Source organism: Thermococcus sp. (genome assembly GCF_027063845.1).
Classification (GTDB): Archaea; Methanobacteriota_B; Thermococci; order Thermococcales; family Thermococcaceae; genus Thermococcus.
The window spans coordinates 1-5,153 of the sequence record NZ_JAMOQU010000077.1 but is presented as its reverse complement, the minus strand read 5'-3'; the positions used below and the strand labels follow the sequence as shown (position 1 = coordinate 5,153).

General features: G+C 53.8%; 5 protein-coding genes. 3 read left to right on the top strand and 2 right to left on the bottom strand.

The features are described 5' to 3' along the window. Positions 1 to 170: 170 nt before the first annotated feature. Together MVO87_RS05845 and MVO87_RS05840 are read left to right on the top strand one after the other, a co-directional pair. Entirely contained in the window at positions 171 to 911 is a 741-nt protein-coding gene (locus MVO87_RS05845) for a hypothetical protein (protein WP_297515101.1), read from the top strand. Between the two features lie 18 nt (positions 912 to 929). Continuing rightward, positions 930 to 1,955 (top strand): CheF family chemotaxis protein, encoded by a 1,026-nt coding sequence (locus tag MVO87_RS05840; protein ID WP_297515098.1) that lies wholly within the window; start codon positions 930 to 932, stop codon positions 1,953 to 1,955. Here MVO87_RS05840 and MVO87_RS05835 read toward each other — a convergent pair. After that, positions 1,948 to 3,219 carry a BamB-related PQQ repeat family beta-propellar protein gene (locus tag MVO87_RS05835; RefSeq protein ID WP_297515096.1) on the bottom strand — a complete coding sequence of 424 codons (1,272 nt, stop codon included), beginning with the start codon at positions 3,217 to 3,219 and terminating at the stop codon, positions 1,948 to 1,950. The genes MVO87_RS05840 and MVO87_RS05835 overlap by 8 nt on opposite strands. 69 nt (positions 3,220 to 3,288) lie before the next feature. On the opposite strand from MVO87_RS05835, the gene MVO87_RS05830 reads away from it, so the two are divergent. After that, on the top strand, positions 3,289 to 4,038 hold the full coding sequence (locus tag MVO87_RS05830) for a PH0542 domain-containing protein (RefSeq protein WP_297515105.1): 750 nt from the start codon (positions 3,289 to 3,291) through the stop codon (positions 4,036 to 4,038). On the opposite strand, the gene MVO87_RS05825 is transcribed toward MVO87_RS05830, so the two are convergent. Then, positions 4,006 to 5,055 carry a coiled-coil domain-containing protein gene (locus MVO87_RS05825; protein ID WP_297515094.1) on the bottom strand — a complete coding sequence of 350 codons (1,050 nt, stop codon included), beginning with the start codon at positions 5,053 to 5,055 and terminating at the stop codon, positions 4,006 to 4,008. The two genes, MVO87_RS05830 and MVO87_RS05825, sit on opposite strands and share 33 nt — an antisense overlap. Between the last annotated feature and the right edge of the window lie 98 nt (positions 5,056 to 5,153).

The following is a 5,153-nucleotide window of genomic DNA, read 5'->3' as shown; positions in this document are numbered from 1 at the left end:
CCAGTGCTGAGGAGGTTAGTTCTGCTGTTGAAGAGCAGACTGCTGCCACTGAGGAACTCGAGAGAGCAGCAAACGACCTCAAAAACATCGTGGCCCAATTACGCGACATCATCAGCAGATTCAAGCTGTGACTTTCGTTGTTTCCCTTTCCACTTTGAGGGGGTGAGAACGTGGACTGGGTAATGATTGCAGTCATTGCGGTCGTGGTGTTGCTCGGCATGGTGGTTACAGCGTACCTCATAACCAACGCGATAAGCAACCAGATGGGGGAGCTCTACGCGGCCCTGCTTGAGCGGGAGCTGAAGAGCGAGAGCCCCGCCCCGAAAAGGGAGGAGCCCAAGGCTGCCCCCCGAGAGGAGAAGAAGCAGATGAGCGTCTCGGGTGTTAACGAGGACGAGCTCATCAAGAAGCTCCGTCAGGTCATTGACGAGAAGGTTCAGCGCGTCCTCGACGAGGCCAGGCACAAGAAGGAGAGGCTCCTAATGCTCCTCGACGTTGCGAGGGGTTACACCCTCGGCTACATAAGCGAGGACGAGTACAACGCGTTCCTCATGAAGGTTCTTGCAGAACTCGACGAGTTCAAGAAGCTCTGGCTAGCACGCTTCCCGAGCCAAAAGGACAAGGAGAAGCTCAACCAGGTCATAGCCTACGTCGCAAGGACGAAGCTCCCAATTACCGTCAAGAGCAAGGACGGGAAGACCACCATCAAGCTCCCACCCGAGGAAGCACTTATAAGGATAACGAGTAGCATCAACAGTGCCGTGAGCATACTCGACGAGATGATATCCTCGCGCGGTGGAAACCCGGCCGTAACGCCCCTTGAGGTTAAGCTCTCCCAGGAGTGCGAGAAGCTCCGCGCGAAGGTTGAGAAGCTCGAAAGGCAGCTGGAGGAGTGCCAGGCCCTCACCTGAGGGCGGAAGGGATGGCCTATGGCGGTAACGGAAACGAGAGTCAAGGTAGCCATTATCTCGTCCTGGAAGGGCTCGGGCCGCGTCAGCTGGCGCGACGCCCTCGGGGTTATTCAGCACGACAGGCTTATTCTGAAGTATCTTCGCATGGGTGAGGTCGTCGGCGAGGACAACTTCCCATTCTCAACGCTCAGCGATTTGGCCGTCAACGTCCCCGACAACTACAAGCTCAACCCTGAGAAGGAGCACTTTGGATTGAAGTTCTACGTTCCCGGAAGGGGCGACCTCACGCTCATCCTGACGATTGGTGACAACCTCCTTATATATGATGAGAAGAAGTTCAAGGAGTTCGTCCACACGATTTTTGAAACCCTGATAAACGGAAAGGCCGTCAGGATACAGCTCGCAAGGATAAAGGGCGGAGCGATAAACATGGAGTCCAAGTGGCAGGACGGTTCGCTGAGAATAGTCTCCGTCAAGTCCGCCAAGAAGGGAAAAACCGAGAGGAACATCGTGGTTCTCGACCCCGACATGAGGCCCATCCCGATATTCTCTGATGTTGAGGACATGGACGTCGAGGAAGTTGACATGGACGGCAAGAAGGTTCAGGCGTGGAAGATAAAGCACTTCTACATCAACGAGACGGTAACGTCATACCTATACATCCCAGAGAAGAAGACGAGGCTCTTCATCCTGCGCTACCTCCTCAAGTACATACCCGGTTACTTCGAGTTCATCATGAAGGTCTCGAAGGAGTTCCCAACGCTCCAGGCGGAGTTCAAGGAAGTGATGGAGAAGGAGCTCAAGGAGCTTGAGAGCCTCGACGAGACGGAGAAGCAGATACTCATGGCGCTCTACTCCGGTCTGAACCCGCTTGAAATACACCAGTTCCTCGGCCTCAGCGAGAGGGAAATCGAAGAAATCTACGACAGGATGATAGACAAGGGGCTCCTCAAGATAGTCATGATAAGGAAGGTCGTTGACCTCACAAGGGAAGGAAGAAAAATAGTGAACAAACTAATCGAATACGGCCTCGTCTCTATGTGAACTTCCTCCAGAGTATCACCGCAACGGCGAGGAGAACCATGAACCCGGGCCCGCATATAGAGCTCTTCTGGCTTCCTTTCATGGCGCTGACGTCAATCACGTAGAAGGTTGAACTCGCCGTTCCGATTACCGCCTCGCTACCCCATACTGCTATGTCCCTGACATAGCCCGTGTTCGGGAGTTCCCCAAGGGTCTTTCCGTCCTCCGGGTTGATGGCGTACAGGTTGCCAACGCTGTAAATGTAGGTCGTCCCGTTCTCTGTCCTGCTCTGGAACCTACCCGTCCCGACCAGAAGAACTCCGTCGGTGTAGGCCAGGGTCTTAACGCGATAGGGGAACTTTCTCTCCCAGAGGGTCTTTCCTGAGGACATCTCAACGGCTACCAGAGTTCCGTTCCTGCCGTCGTAGCCTCCGATATAAGCGGTATCGTTGATTACAACTATGTCTTCGGTGTAGAAGAGGCTCTCGTTGAGGAGCACCTTTCCTGTGGATGAAACCACGTAGAGACGACCCTTTGAATTATTCCAACCGGTTCCAAGGACCGCGTTGCCTTTCCAGACCTCCATGTCCCGAACCCAGTGGCCGAGGCTGATGTTCCAGAGGAGCTTTCCTTCGGGGGATATTCCGTAGAGGGAACCGAACTGGAAGCTTCCGACGTAGCCCGATGGAAAGCCGGAGCTTGCGTAGATGATGCCGTTGCCAGTCCTAACGCGGGTAATCATGTCATCGAAGGTGATGTTCCATATACCGGTTAAGTTCCCACCAAGCTTCACAGCATAAACGTGACCCTTATAGGAGCGGGAGCCGTTGTACAGGAAGAAGTCCCCGTCGGCCACATAGACAACCCCGTCTGAAACCACGAAGTCATAGAGCTTGTTCACAACGTCGTAAAGCGACACTATGCGACCATTCTCGTCGAACTTGAGGAGGGCACCGAAACTGCCCGCAATAACCCCATCCCTTGTAGGAGAGAGTTTAACGGTGTACCCTGAGACGTTCTCCCAAAGTTTTGTGCCGTTTGTTGAGAAGGCAGAGAGCACTCCAAGGTAATAAACCTGGACAAGACCCGTTGAGTTCATGACTTGTCTGTAGGAGCAGGCGGCGTAGACAGCATCCTCCGTCAGGGCAACGGCCTCTATGCTCTTCTGGTACTTCACGTTATCGCAGACCGTCCCCTTCCACAGCACTGGGTCGGACGCTGAAACGCTTTCGAGCAGAAGAAACGCCAGCAAAGCCACCAAAATCACTGGAACGCTTCGCTTCATGGCTAATCCCCCAAAAGAGGTGGTGAAAAGCTTATATAAATCTTTGCAGTATCCACTATGGTGGAAGCGATGGACGAGGAGTTCGACCTTAGAGAGGCACTGGCAACGGGGGAAGGCATTCAGGAGGTCATAGCGAGGGCAACGGTCAACAAGGAGTTCCTCAAGAAGGTCATAGAACTCCTCGATGACGACCTGTGGACAGTTCAGAAGAACGCCCTCCGTGTCGTCGTCGAAGTCCTAAGTGACATGCCCGAGCTACACGACTCGCTGATAACCAAGCTCATGGTCATGCTCAGGAAGAGCGAGGCTGTTCCCCTCACCCAGGAGATAGCCAGGGCCTTCGGCGTTCTGGCCGAGATTGCACCGGACAAAGTGGCAAAAATAGTGCCGGTAATCTTCGCCAACTACCGCGTTGGAGACCCGAAGATAAAGGTGAACGCGACCTACGTCCTTGAGGAAATAATGCGCGTTAGACCCAGCTTGCTCGGCAACGTCTTTCGCGACATAGGCTTCATGCTGACCTCAAAGGAAACCTCCGACAAGCTCGCGGCGCTTAACTTTATTCTTGCGCTTAGTGAAAACGGGATAAAGTACGTGACCCCCTTCCTTCCAAAGCTCTTCGCTCTCCTCCACGACAAGAACGAGCTCGTGCGTGCGAGCGCCGTCGAGACGTTAGTTGCACTCGGCGAAACCAACGAAAAGCTCAGAAAGATAGTGATGTCGAAGCTTGAGGAGATAAAGGACGACCGAAGCGAACTCGTTCAGAAGAAGCTGAAAGAGGGGCTCTCAAGACTCATCATTCTCGACAGAGGTGTCTGAATCACCAGTTTCACCAAGCCTCTCTTGGAGGAGCGTCTTAAGGGCCTCCTTAAGCTTCTCGTTCTCCCGTCTTAGGCGCTCGTTCTCCTCCTTCAGCGACTCGGCCTCTGCCAGAAGTGACCTTATCTCGTTTAATGTCTTTTCGAACTTGGACTTGGGAATGAAATCGCTCTTGATAACCTCAATCGCCGAGAGAGCGTCCCTTGCACCGGTCAGGGTTACCAGCTCCTTCTCGATTGCCCGAATCTCCTTAAGCTTCTCCTCGTACTTACCAATCTTCTCGCTCAGGGCATCAACGCGCTTGGCCATCTCCTGGAACATCGCGAGCCTCTTCTTCAGCTCCTCCAGCTCGCGCTCCCGCTCGACGAGCTTCTTTCTTAACTTATCGTTCTCCCGCGCCAGACCCCTGAGCCGGACGTTCTCCTCAACGAGCTTCTCGTAGTGCTCCTGAAGCTCCTTAAGGGCCTTGGCAAGGTCAACACTTACACCGAGAACCTCCCGCTTGAGCTCTTCCCTCAGCTCCTCAACCCGCTCCTCAACGAGCTTCCTGAGGTGCTCATCGGCCTTCTTCCCATATGTCTCCTCAACACGTTTAAAGAGCTCAGCCGGAAGGCGGTCAAGCTTCTCCTCAAGCTCATTCATCCTCGGGACTATAGCCTCGACGCCCTCAAGGAAAAGCGTCCTCTGCTCCAGCTCTGAAATCCTGGCCTCAAGCTCCTTGAGCCGTTTGTCAACGGAGTAGCTGAGTTCCCTGTAAGAAGTACCGAGCTCCTCAAGCTTGCGATGGATGTTCTCTATTCTCTCACTCAGAAAGGAGCGCTCAATGCGGAGTTCCCGGATGACGGCCGCTATTGCTTCGAGGGCAAGAAGAGAGTAGTCACCGAGGGTTTCCGATTCGGGAATGGCGGATTTAACCTCGTCCCAATTACGCAGGGTCTTGAATTCCTCGATAACCTCGGAATGCCGGTCCCGAATGTAGTCCCAAGTCAGCCTGCCCTTCGATGACTTCTTAAGCATAACTACCGACCGTAAAAAAATAGTCCCGGTCTCTTAAATAGCTTTTGTGTAGGTGGTTACGAGAGAAGGTTAGTGGCCGGCGGCGTTCCCGGTTTCCC

What these genes read in the sequence shown, in the direction of transcription:
- MVO87_RS05835 (WP_297515096.1), bottom strand. Translation starts at nt 3,219, where the DNA reads ATGAAGCGAAGCGTTCCAGTGATTTTGGTGGCTTTGCTGGCGTTTCTT.
- MVO87_RS05825 (WP_297515094.1), bottom strand. Translation starts at nt 5,055, where the DNA reads ATGCTTAAGAAGTCATCGAAGGGCAGGCTGACTTGGGACTACATTCGG.
- MVO87_RS05840 (WP_297515098.1), top strand. Translation starts at nt 930, where the DNA reads ATGGCGGTAACGGAAACGAGAGTCAAGGTAGCCATTATCTCGTCCTGG.
- MVO87_RS05830 (WP_297515105.1), top strand. Translation starts at nt 3,289, where the DNA reads ATGGACGAGGAGTTCGACCTTAGAGAGGCACTGGCAACGGGGGAAGGC.